Origin of the sequence: Bacteriovorax sp. PP10 (assembly GCF_035013165.1) — a bacterium.
In the GTDB taxonomy this organism is placed as follows: Bacteria; Bdellovibrionota; Bacteriovoracia; order Bacteriovoracales; family Bacteriovoracaceae; genus Bacteriovorax; species Bacteriovorax antarcticus.
Window position 1 is genome coordinate 372,164 of sequence record NZ_JAYGJQ010000003.1, and the last position, 12,514, is coordinate 384,677.

The window sequence follows — 12,514 nt, forward strand, 5'->3', positions numbered from 1 at the left end:
GTGAGGAAATTCCATGCCTAAAGCTCTTCTATTGCTCTTTGCAATCATGATGACTGCTTTACCCTGCACTTCATTTTCTCAAGAATTCCAAAAAATAATTCTTGAGAATAAAGAAAATATTCGCTACTTAAAAAATAATATTCTAGAAATTGCGGCGGAACTTCCCAAGGGAACTTTGATTCAATTTCTAAAAGACAACCAAAATGTATTCTACGACTATCGTGATTCAAAGGGAGTCGTTCAACGATCGAGCACGGGATTTTTTTCAGGAGTTACAATCATAAGTGTGACACCTGAGAATGTTAATTCATTTCCAGAATCAAGAATTAAAAAACTTAATGCTACAATCGATGGTCTATTTATTACAAAAAGTCTTCAAGAGGCCAATAACCAGGAATTTTTCCAGGCACTTATTCCTGGAGCACTAAACGCTGACTACTTATCAATATTTACTGAATCAGGAAAAGCAAAGTACTCTTACACGAATTACTTCACAAAACGTTTTGGCAATCGCCTGAACCATATTCTCACAGACGATGAAATAAGTTCTCGTGATAGAGTCAAATGGAGTGCTGTCTACGAAGAATTAAAAAGGGCCGCAAGTCGCGAAGATAAAACACCAACGGATTATCTTTTTACGACAGTTGATCTTGCAAACAAACATACTACTCTCTTTGAACAAACTGGCGAAACTCAACCAAAAGGGGCCTGGACGATGGCCGTTAAATCAACAGCTGTCCGTCATGGCTTTCCAAATGTCCCCTGTGCAGAATTTATGTCTGAAATGATCCGCCAGGCCTACATGCGATCTGGATACGATTTTACTGAAGACTTCAATAATTCAAAAGATAACTATCTCATCTGGAACAAAACAGCTGCCGTTGTAAATCTTGCAAACTCACTTCACAAAGCAGAATGGATTCCATGGGAGCTAAGCAAATTCTCTCCGCCAACTGGTGCCATCATGATGCATGAACAAGCAACATCTCCAGGCCACACATACATGATTGCTGGAGACAACGGACGCTTTGTTGTCGACAACGGCTCTCCGGCCGGAAGAGACCTTCGTAAAACCGCTAAAAAAACCATTGAGATTATGTTCAAGGGAGGAGTCTTTTTCTTGCCTCCGGGAATTACTCCTAGAGCTTGGTAGATCGAATATGAGGGAGCGTACAACCGGTACGTGACCGAGTATGAGAGAGAAGCAACGACGAATATGGATGATTATAAGAATTGTGGTGAATCATTCTCATGGAGGATTCTTTCGAACCCGAATGATTCCATGAGGTTATTGGATTTTTAAGCCCAATTAAGCACAGAACCACACAACTGTGTGGTAGATATACGGCATGCCCGACAAAATTTGGTGAGATGAGAAGAGAATAGTTAAAGGTCACGATTTGTGACCTTTAACTTGAATTATTCAGATACTTACAATTAAAGATCACAATCGGTGATCTTTAATTTCTTTTAAGGCCAATTTTTTTACGATTTACAGGTAACTTCGGTGTGATGTCTTCTTCTAGTGAATCAAGTCTCTCAAAAACAATCTTGAAGAGCTTTGTTGAACTCTCTTCAAACTCTCCAATACGCTCATGAAGTGCTGATTCCATGGATAAAAAACTTCGCAGTTTAGTAAATGTCCTAATAATCAAAATATTGATGTGAATGGCCTTTTTGCTGCTTAGAACGCTTGAGAGCATTGCTACACCATTCTCTGTAAAAGCATTTGGTCGGTATTTTAAAATCGAATAAGCTTGTGAGCTAATTTTAACCGAATCAAATTCTTCATGAGAAAGTGTGAACATAAAGTCTTCTGGGAAGCGGTCTAAATTTCTTTTCACCGCCTGATTCAAAGCTCTAGTCTCTACTCCGTAAAGCTTAGCTAGGTCATTATCTAGCATCACCCTGTTACCTCTTATTATATAGATCATATTTTCAATTTCTAAGATGTCCTGATCATTACTAATCATTCATAGACCTCCCAGAAAAAATACTCACGACATTATCACCAAAGCTAATTTCATTAGGCATAAACCCTAGACTATCAGTTGCTCCCTTAGTCTCGACTCCTGCGAGTCTTAAATAAATGTCCATTGTCGATGATTTTTTCCATCCTCCAATTTTCATAACAACTGCCGCGGGAACTCCATTTGCTAGCATTTGAGTTGCAAAGCAGGCCCTGAGCGCATGAAACTTAATTGGCTTTATATTGATAGACTTCAAAAAGGTTTTAAGCGGCACAGCTTGATCCCCATTGTCCCATTCCTTAAATCTTGGAAAGACAAAAGGACTTATATGAGATTCTGGTTTTTGTCTCAACTCTAGAAGAAGACTCTTCAAACTTGAGTTGATTGGAACTGTTCGCCAGTATCGCCCCTTAGTCGGCCCAATACATTTTTTGGTTGAATCATAGGATTCATGAACCATAATTAAATCTTTTTCAAGATCAATTCTGGACCACGATAAAGCATGAAGCTCTCCACTTCTCATACCAGTCAAAATTGCAGCAGACCAAAGATAAAACCATTTGCTACCTAGAATTTTGGCACTCATAAGAAATTTTTTAATTTCTTCAAGGGTTAAAATCTCAGGTGGTTTCTCTTCATCAACTTTTACAATTAAACCTTTGAGTGGGCCATCAACTCGACCTTTAATGTGTTTGTACTCAATGCCCCATTCATAGACATTGTTAATAATGTTCTTAATCTTTTTTTGATAGGCCTTAGATAAATTGGCATTTTGAAGTTTGATAATTAAATCTCGACCTTCTGCGCGAGTAATATCGCCAGCAAAAAGATCACTCCAATCTTTAGTCCACTTATTAATAATGCTGAGGTATTCATCAGCACACTTTTCAGAGACATTAAGTAAATAGCCCATTTTGACTTCTTCGGCCCAAAGATCAACAACTGTTCCCCAACCAAGACCTTTATTATCTTGTTGTTGAACATCTTTAGATATTTTTTGAATAATTTTTTTCTCTTCTCGTCTTGCTTCAGATTCAGATTTTAGTCCAGTGATAGTTTTTTGTACTCTACGATTCCTATCCGCACTACTGCGAACATGAACATAGACTTTCCAGAACTCATTTCCATCTTCAATGTATTTTGAAATTGCCATTAATAACCTCCACGAAATTGGGAGGTCTCAATGAGATAAGCAAGTTCCTTTTTATTAAAGTACAAACGGTTTCTAAACTTTCTCGCCTTTATGTGACCTCGTGAAACGAGGGTATGAAGGGCATTTACAGACTTTCTTAGATAAACTGATGCTTCTTTTGTGGTTAGCCATATTAAATTGTTAAAGAGCAAATCTGAGGATTCCTCCCCAGAGTCTTTATTATACAAGTGTGTGGTCGAATTGTAAGTCTTTTCATTTTTAATATTTCCCATGTAATTCCTTAGTTAAACATTTGAAGCACATACGGCCCTGCACAAATTATTTAAAAATAGAACTACCTAATTTTTTTTCTCCTCTTTAAGAATATTCATTTTCTTAACCAAGAATTCTCCCATGCTTAAATGAGTTGAATTTTTGCTATTGTACTCATCTAATAGTTTCTGAACTCGTTCCATATCAGTGAGGACGCTGTCTTGAACTTTTTCTAAATCTTTAATAGAAAGCTTAGGCACAGAATAAATAGCTAAATCCTTAAAAGTAATTTCTCTTCCATACGACTTGTTATTTACCTGTTCTAGCATTAATAAAATATTACCTAACACTTCTGACTCTTTACTTAGATCAACAAAGAACTTACTCTGTTTCTCTTTTTCTACTTCCTCCATCTTTATTTTCTTTCTTCCCCTTCTCTCTTTTTTTACTTCTTCCATTACCATTCTCCTTATTACTAACTCCCTATCAACCCTATTCTCTATCTCTCTGAGCCCACCCAAAATTGACTCCATCTCAAAACTACGTGAGAGAGAGGGAGTCAATTTTGGGTGGGCGAATTCCTAAGCATTAACTTGGGGTTGGCAAGGATAATTATGTTATTGTCGACATTTTCCAGTTACTTTCGTCATTCTTTCTAAATACATTCTCCTACCGAAAAACATCACTCAAAATGATCTTGTCACCTTCAAAAACTCCATTTAAATCGAGAAGTTTTTCTTTTGTGATCGCCCCTTCATCAACAACAAAAAGCAAAACCTTTTTAAAAACACGCTCACCATATTTTTCATTCAACATCTCCATATAGTTATGAAAGGTGTTTTTTTGATTGAATAAATAAACGATGTAATCGTAGTTACTGACCATATACTGAGAGATTTTGTTAAAAACTCGATCCTGACTTTTCTGAGTAAGTTCAAGCTCTAGCGCAATCCTAAAATTCTGTTTTCCTATTTTTCCTTTTAGAATAGCGTCTGGAATAGGCCCTAATAATTTTAAGAATTCTTTTTTATTATGAATAAGATGCTCTAAGATTGCCTCATCAAAACAATCAAACTTTAAGAACTCATAACAAAGCTCACTCATTAAAAGGTCATGATAAATTGAATTTTGGGCAGGACGATAAAATCGATTCTCACTTGAGAGTAGCTTTTCTCCTTCCGCTGTCAAATAGACGTATTTCTTTTTACTACCTGATGGTGAATATTTATCAAGAAGCTTTTTTGCTTCAAGCCTCTGGATAATCTTTGCAAAATTCTTGTATCCTCTATCATAACTAGAAACCTCCATTAATTTTTTCAGATCAAGAATTCTCCAACTTAAAAGGTTGCTCAAATAATCTAGGTGTAGTCCCTTTACTTCATTCATTAAGCCCTACCTCGTCTTAAGTTCACTTTTGATTGTTTTATTTCTAAGGGCGCAGTCTGAGTTGAGGCCTTCCCTTCATCTATTTCAATCTTCCTATTTCTAATATTGAGGAGATCGATCTTGGTAGGACTGTGCCTTAATAAAATACATTGCCCTACTCTTAGATTTTTAATGATGTCTGGGTGAACTAAATTCTCATTCCCTTCGCGCTCTGATCCCTTTGATTGAGTCTCTCCATCCTCCATTACGTGTGTATGCTTTTTAGTAATAATCGTCCCAATTGCACTCGAGAAGAGCGAAGCCGCTGAATCAAGCCTTTGTTTCAAAATAAAAAGATTCGAGGCATTTTCAATGATCTGTAGAGTAAGCTCTGGATCAACTCGATCAATATCCGATGATGACTGAACTGCCATATAAAGCTGTATCCCTGCTCCTCTACACTTATTCTGAAGCTCAATAAAACGCGGAGTAACAATTGCTCCAAACTCATCAAAGAAAACTGAAATAGAATTCTTTATTGACTCATGCGAGTTCGCTGACTGTGTTAATTGCCAGTAAGAATTATAGAGAAGTTCACCCAGGAATATCTTCCCAAGAGCCATAGCGGTTTCACCGTAACCTTGAGTAGAAAGTCCAATATACAAGCAAGACTTTTCTTTTCTCACTTTAGAAAATGTCAGCGTGTCTTCATCTTCTTCTAAAAGCTTCCCAAAGTCGGAATCTACAAAAGTCTGAAGCTTCATTTCAAGACCAAGAGTCTTATCTGATTTATGATTGTCCTGAAGCTGTTCTAAAATATTTCTCAAACTGTAAGGAGTCTTCTTGGCCTGCAATTCAAAAAGAATGTCTCTCAATGTTTTTTGAGCTATGTCCTTATAAAACTGTTCTGACCAATCAAAAGCGCACATGATCCTATCAACGACTTGATTTATGCTTCCTTCTTTTACAGGATTAAGCTTAACTACATCGGAGTAGTGCTCTGAAAAAATGTAACACTTACGTTTGTAGATTTCACAAAGCTTCTTAAACGTTAAAAGTGCTTCAAGATCGCCTTTTGGATCAAAGAAGATCACAGGCTTTCCCTGTTCTAGCGAATGCTCTTGTAAAATTGAGATTAGGTTTGTTTTACCAAAGCCAGCAGCTCCCACAATAAAGTTATGCTTTCCAAAATCAATATCAGATAGTTTTAAGCATTTTTTTTGATTGCTTGAATAACCAATCTCTATTTGTTTTTTAGATTGCTTCTTATTCTTTAAATGACTTCGCTCAATTTTTTTAAGTTCCCCCTCTTCTTTGGTAATTCTTCTATAGGCAATTTTTAACAGCTCCCCTAAAAGCTTAAAAAATTGTCCGAAGAGTTCATGAATGACTTCTACCAACGGAGAGACTAAATCTAATCCATCCGCTCTTTTAGAAGCACTACTCATAGACATGCTCCCAAGCTTTAAATGGTGCGATCTCTATCGTCCTCCCTTCATACTGAATAGTTTTGCCTTCAGTTTCGTATTCAAGTAAAAACTGCTTTTTGACTTTCCCTTCTAAATCTTTTGGAAGCTTCTCAAGTGGGACTTCGTACTTCTTGACTGGTTTAAAGCTCACATCAGGTTTAATATTCTTTAAGTCAGGATTGAAATCAAAAAGTGGTACTTCCCTTTTTCGGCCTCTTTCGTTGTCGTTATCCAAAAGCATCTGTTTTAAATCTCGATTCTCTGGATCACTTGAATAGAAATAATGACCTAAGAGCGCACCAATCCCTGCTCCAATTGCTCCAAAAACCAAAGCGTTTCCAGCCTTCGACGTTTTATTTGGAGAAAAGACAACTCCTCCCATCCCTCCTAAAGAGCCACCAATTAAGCTACCTGTAACAAGAGAACCTCTTAAGCTCGAACAGCTTGAGGTCATTAAGACCAATGTTAAAATCATAGAAAGTGGCTTAATACGCATCTAATCCCTCCATAAAATAAATGAGAACAGGTTTTCCTGCCTCGATGAAGACTTTTGGTTCTTGTGATTTCATTTCATCTAACAAGACATCTGACGAAGTTTGAGCTGAGCTAGCGAGTCCTTCTAAAACTTTATTTTTATCGTTAATTTCATTAAAGGCCCCAAGTGGAGTCGCAAGCTTTGAGGTGCTTGCAGTGAGAAGTCCTTTACCGAATGAAGAAACTACTGCTCCAGCGATATAACTGTCCTTCCCATCGTTGTACTCACCTCTTAATCCAGCTGTTCCGTCCGTGTTAAGAACTTGAACCTTAACCACAACCTCCTTGGTTGGAGTGATCATTCGGTCACAATAAGCAAGAACCCTTTTATTGTTAGTAACTCCCTTACAGGCAAATTTAGTTCCTGTTGGAAGCTCTTGACCTGCAAAGACCTGAACTATTAAAGGGGATTCTAAATTTGTCGAAACAATAGAGTTTAAAAGAAGACCTTTATAAATCTTTGTAGTTTCAATTTTCTTTGAGCCATCCCATATTACAGGGCGAGTTTCTTGAGAGTTCAAAAGAGCATTCAGCTTTTCATTTTGATCGTGAATCTTTTTTAAAAGATCATCGGCCTTTGAATGAACAACCTTTTTCCTGCGAGCGTTCTGAATCGGCCTAATTTGGGCCAATTTATCCTCTTTAAGCGTAATTTTTGCATAGCTGTCTCCTACACTAATTAATAGTGATAATAAAATAAGCATGAATCATCTCCTCTTAGTTTAGAATGCGTTCACCATTAACAATGATGGGAACGCCGAGAGAGAAATACTCCTTGCTTTGAACTAATTGTTCATTAACCAATATTGGCTTGTTAGTCTTATTCACAAAAAGAAGTGAGCTTCCTCCTTGCAAAATCTCATAAGAACTTTTATCTAAAATCTTTTTGAATGCGGAGTTAATCTCTCCATCATAGATTTCAATAAATTGATGGGGATTTTTCTCATCAAACTTAATGTGGAAATAATATTTATTCTTTGAAGTTACAACCAACATATTAGTATCAAGCTCTTTCTTTTTTGCCTTGATGACTAATGTCTTATTGTTGTTTGCTAATTCTATGAATACTTCGTCTTTATTGCCACCGTAAAGATAAGAGCGAATATCGTCACCAAAACTTAACGTAGTAAGGAAATTGAGTGATAAGAAAATTGAAGTAATTTGATTCGCTAATATATAAAAACTCATTTCCCCTCCTTTGCTGTTTCTTCTAATTCATCGTGCGAGATACTAATTTCGTTAATCTCTGAAAGTTTATAAAAAAATAGATTTTTCTTTGATCCGACAAGATCAACTAAAAATGACCTGACGACTTGCCCCGTTTTACTAATCAGACGACACTTATTTTCTTCAATCATTTGAACTGCCAATAATTCATCTACCTCTACATTGAAGTCTGATTTTTTAAGAGAGCTAACAATTTCGTCAGTCAATAGATCAGTTGATGGTTTATGAGTGACAATACTCATAAACGCTTCACTACAGACCCAGCTTGCGAGTGCTCTTTCTTTTACAAATTCTCCACCTTGAACGAAATAATTTTGTTTACTCAAAAGAACCAAAACAAACATGATAATAAATCCAGAACCTACTCCGATGATCGCTTTTCTAAGAAAACGAAGCTCAATTTGAACAGCATTTTCAAAACTTTCTAATTTCATAACTCCCTCCTAAAGTTTAACCTGTCTCTAGTCTGAGTTCTTTTGAAGCTATTATTTCTTTTAGATCGGTTGGAATTCTTAGGCATTGATTCTTTAATAGAACGCTCTTGAAAGTTCTTCGATTTCTCAATTGGTTTCATCGTAGTGTTCATTGGAGAACTAGCCTCTTTTTGAATTTTTTGCGTATTTACAAAAGATCGAGGCTGACTGACAGCCGAAGTTCTTATATTTTCATTGATAGAAATAATACGAGAAAGTCCCTTTGCTAACTTGCTCTCTCCTTTATTGTCTACGCTCGATGATTGAGAATTAAAGCCTGACTCCTTCCTTGTTTTTGGTAAATCATTACTTGCATTTGAATTCTGCTTAATTTGTGAACTCATACCACTTTTAGCACTATTTCCCTTTTGTAAATCATCCTTTTCAAGAGAACTCTTGTCGTAATGATCACCTACAGGCTTCATGCCATCCATATTATTTTTATTAATATGATTAGGAGTTTTAGGAAGACTGCTTAACTCCTTATGGCCTCGGTTAATGCCATTCGATATTTTATCTGCTCCATACCTACCCAAGTTCATGGCCTGTTCTCCTATTCTCCCAGTTTGTCGACTCACTCCAGGAACAGCATTTAAGAACTTCGTGGCAGAATTTGTCATTAATGCTCCAACGGCAGAACCAGACATCGCAACTCCTCCACCTTTTAAAAGTCCAAAAGTAATTATTGGTGTAGAAGCAATTAGAAGCGTGACACCAAACAACCAAAGAATCTGATCCATACTTGAAAAAATGAAATCTCCTTGATTTGCTGAAGCCTGCATTGAATTTCCAACAAGAGCGAGGATCGCAACCAAAACAAAAGGTAAAAGCATGCACCAAAAACTTGATAGAATACTTCCGTTTATTGAACCTCTACTAATAGGAAAGAAATATAGAACTGCCGTCAAAGGAGCAAAGATATAAGTCAAATGATAAACAGTTGAATAAATCAGCTTCAAAATCCATATTGACAACTTACTCATCAAGAACAACGCTGTTCCAATCAAATCATTAAGATTCGGAATGATAAAACTTTCAACGACATTCCAACCTGTTTTCTGAGAAGTTTTCTCTTCATTGGGCTTGATCTTAACTTCGCTCCACTTTCTAAGAAACACATTCCTAGGCGAAATTTCTCTTAATAGTTCATCACTATACTTAAGACTTAACTCCACACCTTCTTTGTGAATCGAATAAAATGCACTAATAAAGACAAGAACTAGAACTAGTTTCTTCACAACTTCAAAAAATTTGAATTCATTAAAGTATTCCCAAGCAAGAGCAATGACAAATGCAGGCAGTACAAACCATCCTGCAATTCTTGTCATTGCATCTTTGATAATCAATACACTTGGGTCTTCAATCAAAAGCATGTTCTGAATAGCTATCCTCACTGATTATTCCTAGTACTTTTTGATGGGAATCCATTTGAAGACTGACCATAAAATTTCAGTCGATTCATTTCATCAATTCGCTTATCTTCTAATTCTTCTGCCTTCAAGCGATTCGCCGTTTTTTGCGTCTTAAGCATTTCTAATTGGATCTCTTCCATCTTTAATTGGTTTTCATACATCAATGCAGTATTCTGTGCCGTCAACTGATCTGCTCGACCAGATGTTTTCGCATTAATTGAATGAGCAACTTGTATCTTTGCCTGTTTCTCTGAAAGTTCATTGAGTTTTTTGTTTTCCGTCACATAAACTTCAGTTTTCTTTTCATCTTCTTTAATTTTTCCATAATCCCTCATTCGCTCACGCAACTCTTCCATGGTGTATTTAAGATCACGAATTGAGTTATTGAGATCACCCAATCCTTCAATATTCTTTTTGGATGCCATTGATTCGGCCAGATAAAGAACTCTTTGCGCTCTAAAGTTTTGATCTTCGTACAATTCGTTATATTCACGCATTCGCTTTGTATATTTCTCTGTATTAGAGACTAATCTTTCAAGTTCATTGAGTTGACTTGCCGTTGTTGATACAAGTTGAATCATCAATGCCGTATCAGGCCCCAAAGCAAAGGTTGAAAAGGAATATAAGAACGTACTTATAATTAATAAATATTTCATTGAAGCTCTCCATGTTTTAAAAAGACATAACGATCAAAAATACTCTGGAAATCTAAAATCCCCTTCCTCTCTTCAAAGAACTTCTCAAACTTTAAAACTTCCCATTTATCAGTGTTAAATAATTCAAATTCAAAAAGAGTTGGAAAATAACGAACGATTTTTTTAACCGTGTCTGTGATGACCAAAAACTCACCATAAATTCCTTTTTCAGATGAGACTTGATTTAATAATTCGCTAGAATGGCTATCTAGCAGTTCAGTTTCAACATCTTGTCGAAACAAAAACTTGTGGCAACTGTTCTGATAAATGACTCTTCCAAGCTCTGTTGTTAAAAAGTCTTCGAGGTTTTGAGAAATTGCGACTGCCGAGGCAAAGTGCTTTCTAAATGTTCTAAAGCAATGAGCGATATAATCAGCATTTTCGAGTAACAATCCCCATACTTCATCAAAGATAAAGACCTTCTTTCCTTCAAGATGCTTAAAATGCTCTATCAAATAAATAATTAATGGAGCTTTAATAGATTCAGGGTAAAGACTTAGATCGCAATAAGTGAGATTACTTACCTTTCTTTTCTCATTAGTGAAGTATTCCTTAACTTCACTAAAGAAATAACTAATTCCTCTAAACTCACCTTCTAGGCATAAGAGAAACTGATCAAAATCTCCATAGGTCTCATTCTCATGAGCTTTTAGAAACTCAAAGAGTCTACCCTCATCTTGTTTTGTAAAATATCCCTTTCCCACAACACTTAAGACAAATGCTTTCAAATAGGCCGAATTCTGAATTTCTAAAGGATTAAACTTCTCCGAGAAGCTCACTCCCTCATAATAAGAAACAGTCTTCTTAAATGAATTACCCAAATCTAAAACAATAGCCTTAGTCCCTAGAGGCAACTCCTCCTTAAGAACTTTATTGGCAACCATCGACTTTCCTTGCCCAGTCGCCCCTGTCACAAGGAGGTTAAAATTAGTCGACTTTTGACAGAAGAGATCAAACGTCACTGATCTTCCTGATGGTGTATTTAAAAGAAACCCATTCTCCATTAATATCTCTGTGGGAAGTGGGAGCATCCCTGAAACAAAGCTATTAGGCGCAAGGTGGCCTCTTGTGAATGTAGGTCTTACTCCAGGCATAGTGGCATTAAAAAAATAAGCGAGACTTCTAACTTCAGTTAATAACTCTAAGTCTAAAAGCTTTGCTCTTCGCTTAATTTTCTGAGTTTTACTATCAAGTTCTAACTTAGTTCTACCTCTGGCAACAAACCATCCTTCAAATTGAAAGACAGCTTCCTCACCTGTCATGATCTTTTCGAGCAAATCTTCTGATTGGCCAAAGGCCTTCTCCGATTCGATATTTCTTAAATTCTCCAATGTCAGCGAAAAGTGCATCTTTCTTTTAAAATTGAGCTTCTTCTTTGCTTTTAATGGGTCAAGCTTCTTAAGATGAATAACCGAATCGCCAAATTGCTCTAAGAATCTCCAATCAATTTTAGAAGGAAGCTCGTAAAAATTAAGTAAGCGACAATATTCTGTCCCTAAAAGAAAGTAGTCATCGTAAATTTCGATATCTTCAAAGACATCAGTGTCCCCAAGCCATAGTTTTAGCGGATCAAGGGCCGCTATTAGCCCATCCGCTAAAGATTCAATACTCAGGTCATTAGTATTCAAGAAAAGCTGATCATTGATGTAATAGAGCTTATAGAAGCACTCTTCCCTGAAATTCTTCAGCTCACTTTGAAACTTATGATAAAAATGATCGATCTGATCACTCGGCATTTGTGATAAGTCAGGAGTAAGAACCTCAAAGAAGCGAGAGACTTCTCCCTTAAGAGAAGTCAGCTCATTTCCATTACATTCGTAGATAGGAAAAATCATATTAATAATCCATGAGTAACTTTTAGATAATCATCTCTCCAAGAAAGAGTTCTTCTCTTTAAAAAATATAAAGAGAAGTATCCTCTTGGAAATTTGAGCGAAAGAAGCTTGAAACCTCCAACTAGAGCA

Annotated in this window: 14 protein-coding genes; 1 reads left to right on the forward strand and 13 read right to left on the reverse strand. The window is 36.4% G+C overall.

Going from position 1 to position 12,514, the window contains the following annotated elements:
• Window positions 1-13 precede the first annotated feature (13 nt).
• The gene (locus SHI21_RS19560) at window positions 14-1,153 is read left to right on the forward strand and encodes a hypothetical protein (protein ID WP_323578845.1); all 1,140 of its coding nucleotides are present in this window, start codon (window positions 14-16) and stop codon (window positions 1,151-1,153) included.
• Between the two features lie 307 nt (window positions 1,154-1,460).
• Here the strand turns inward: SHI21_RS19560 and SHI21_RS19565 are convergent, their stop codons facing one another.
• The 13 genes from SHI21_RS19565 to SHI21_RS19620 all read right to left on the reverse strand — a co-directional run bounded on the left by SHI21_RS19565 (window position 1,461) and on the right by SHI21_RS19620 (window position 12,385).
• Window positions 1,461-1,973 (reverse strand): ORF6N domain-containing protein, encoded by a 513-nt coding sequence (locus SHI21_RS19565; RefSeq protein ID WP_323578847.1) that lies wholly within the window; start codon window positions 1,971-1,973, stop codon window positions 1,461-1,463.
• Window positions 1,966-3,123 carry a tyrosine-type recombinase/integrase gene (locus tag SHI21_RS19570; protein WP_323578848.1) on the reverse strand — a complete coding sequence of 386 codons (1,158 nt, stop codon included), beginning with the start codon at window positions 3,121-3,123 and terminating at the stop codon, window positions 1,966-1,968. The genes SHI21_RS19565 and SHI21_RS19570 overlap by 8 nt, the downstream gene beginning before the upstream one ends.
• Window positions 3,123-3,395, reverse strand: a complete 273-nt coding sequence (locus SHI21_RS20715) for a helix-turn-helix domain-containing protein (RefSeq protein WP_410198835.1) — start codon at window positions 3,393-3,395, stop codon at window positions 3,123-3,125. Before SHI21_RS20715 ends, SHI21_RS19570 begins: the two co-directional genes overlap by 1 nt.
• A gap of 66 nt (window positions 3,396-3,461) precedes the next feature.
• Window positions 3,462-3,833, reverse strand: coding sequence for a hypothetical protein (locus tag SHI21_RS19575; protein ID WP_323578850.1), 372 nt, complete (start codon window positions 3,831-3,833; stop codon window positions 3,462-3,464).
• A 211-nt stretch (window positions 3,834-4,044) separates the two neighbouring features.
• Entirely contained in the window at window positions 4,045-4,761 is a 717-nt protein-coding gene (locus tag SHI21_RS19580) for a MarR family winged helix-turn-helix transcriptional regulator (RefSeq protein ID WP_323578851.1), read from the reverse strand.
• Window positions 4,761-6,188, reverse strand: coding sequence for a type IV secretory system conjugative DNA transfer family protein (locus SHI21_RS19585; RefSeq protein ID WP_323578852.1), 1,428 nt, complete (start codon window positions 6,186-6,188; stop codon window positions 4,761-4,763). The genes SHI21_RS19580 and SHI21_RS19585 overlap by 1 nt, the downstream gene beginning before the upstream one ends.
• Window positions 6,181-6,705 carry a hypothetical protein gene (locus tag SHI21_RS19590; RefSeq protein ID WP_323578853.1) on the reverse strand — a complete coding sequence of 175 codons (525 nt, stop codon included), beginning with the start codon at window positions 6,703-6,705 and terminating at the stop codon, window positions 6,181-6,183. Before SHI21_RS19590 ends, SHI21_RS19585 begins: the two co-directional genes overlap by 8 nt.
• Window positions 6,695-7,447, reverse strand: a complete 753-nt coding sequence (locus tag SHI21_RS19595) for a TrbI/VirB10 family protein (RefSeq protein ID WP_323578854.1) — start codon at window positions 7,445-7,447, stop codon at window positions 6,695-6,697. Before SHI21_RS19595 ends, SHI21_RS19590 begins: the two co-directional genes overlap by 11 nt.
• Window positions 7,448-7,460: 13 nt before the next feature.
• Window positions 7,461-7,931, reverse strand: coding sequence for a TrbG/VirB9 family P-type conjugative transfer protein (locus SHI21_RS19600; RefSeq protein ID WP_323578855.1), 471 nt, complete (start codon window positions 7,929-7,931; stop codon window positions 7,461-7,463).
• The gene (locus SHI21_RS19605; protein WP_323578857.1) at window positions 7,928-8,404 is read right to left on the reverse strand and encodes a hypothetical protein; all 477 of its coding nucleotides are present in this window, start codon (window positions 8,402-8,404) and stop codon (window positions 7,928-7,930) included. Before SHI21_RS19605 ends, SHI21_RS19600 begins: the two co-directional genes overlap by 4 nt.
• Window positions 8,401-9,816 (reverse strand): hypothetical protein, encoded by a 1,416-nt coding sequence (locus tag SHI21_RS19610; RefSeq protein ID WP_323578858.1) that lies wholly within the window; start codon window positions 9,814-9,816, stop codon window positions 8,401-8,403. The genes SHI21_RS19605 and SHI21_RS19610 overlap by 4 nt, the downstream gene beginning before the upstream one ends.
• Before the next feature lie 17 nt (window positions 9,817-9,833).
• The gene (locus SHI21_RS19615; RefSeq protein WP_323578860.1) at window positions 9,834-10,511 is read right to left on the reverse strand and encodes a hypothetical protein; all 678 of its coding nucleotides are present in this window, start codon (window positions 10,509-10,511) and stop codon (window positions 9,834-9,836) included.
• Complete coding sequence (locus SHI21_RS19620) at window positions 10,508-12,385, reverse strand: VirB4 family type IV secretion system protein (RefSeq protein ID WP_323578862.1); 1,878 nt, start codon at window positions 12,383-12,385, stop codon at window positions 10,508-10,510. Before SHI21_RS19620 ends, SHI21_RS19615 begins: the two co-directional genes overlap by 4 nt.
• Window positions 12,386-12,514: the final 129 nt, after the last annotated feature.